Annotated in this window: 2 protein-coding genes; one reads left to right on the top strand and one right to left on the bottom strand. The window is 63.4% G+C overall.

Annotated elements, in window-relative coordinates; all coding sequences use genetic code 11:
* Positions 1-176 precede the first annotated feature (176 nt).
* Positions 177-659 carry a DUF421 domain-containing protein gene (locus ABB27_RS19005; RefSeq protein ID WP_057630880.1) on the top strand — a complete coding sequence of 161 codons (483 nt, stop codon included), beginning with the start codon at positions 177-179 and terminating at the stop codon, positions 657-659.
* 19 nt (positions 660-678) lie between these two features.
* Here ABB27_RS19005 and ABB27_RS19000 read toward each other — a convergent pair.
* On the bottom strand, positions 679-907 hold a 229-nt coding region (locus ABB27_RS19000), incomplete at its 5' end, for a YetF domain-containing protein (RefSeq protein WP_152984702.1).

The following is a 907-nucleotide window of genomic DNA, read 5'->3' as shown; positions in this document are numbered from 1 at the left end:
TCGTCGGCAGCGTCAGATGTGTCTAAGGGACAGGCCCCGTCGACCCCCCCCTGGTCGGCGGGGCTTCTTTTTGGGCGAAACAAAACCTTGCCGCGTGCGATGTTGGCGCCAGCGTTCTCGCATCATCTTTATCCACGGTGATCGACGATGGTCGCCTGGGAACGCGGGAGGGCGTCATGTCGGATCTATTTGCGCTTGCCATGCCTTGGTGGGAGTTCGTGCTGCGCGCGGTGATCGTCTACGTGGTGGTGCTGCTGATGGTGCGGGTTGCCGGCAAGCGCACGCTGGGGCAGTTCACACCCTTCGACATGCTGTTGCTGGTGCTGCTGGGCAACGCCGTGCAGAACGCCTTGCTGGGGCAGGACACCTCGCTGGGCGGCGGCTTGTTGTTGGCAGCCACGTTGATCGCGCTGAATTACTTTGTTGGCTGGATCACCACCCGCAGCCCGGTCGCCGAACGGGTGATCGAGGGCGAGCCGGTGGTGCTGGCGCGGCACGGCCACGTACTGCAGAAAGTGCTGCGGCGCGAGCTGGTAAGCAAGGCCGATTTCGCCAAGGCGATGCGCGACGCCGGCTGCGACGAAGTTGATGAAGTAGACCTGGCACTGCTGGAAACCAACGGCCACATCACCATCATCCTCAAGAAAGCGCAGCGGTAGTGCCGAGCCATGCTCGGCACTACCGCTGCGCTTTCTTGAGGATGATGGTGATGTGGCCGTTGGTTTCCAGCAGTGCCAGGTCTACTTCATCAACTTCGTCGCAGCCGGCGTCGCGCATCGCCTTGGCGAAATCGGCCTTGCTTACCAGCTCGCGCCGCCGCACTTTCTGCAGTACGTGGCCGTGCCGCTCCAGACCCACCGTCTCGCTCTCGTTCCCGCGTTCGGCGACCGGGCTGCGGGTGGTCACC

Origin of the sequence: Stenotrophomonas terrae (assembly GCF_001431465.1) — a bacterium.
Classification (GTDB): domain Bacteria; phylum Pseudomonadota; class Gammaproteobacteria; order Xanthomonadales; family Xanthomonadaceae; genus Stenotrophomonas; species Stenotrophomonas terrae.
The sequence above is the reverse complement of the archived record's forward strand: the minus strand, read 5'-3'. Positions and strand labels throughout refer to the sequence as shown.

Bases quoted from the DNA above. Each gene is read 5' to 3' on its own strand.
- ABB27_RS19005 (WP_057630880.1), top strand. From the start codon at position 177: ATGTCGGATCTATTTGCGCTTGCCATGCCTTGGTGGGAGTTCGTGCTG.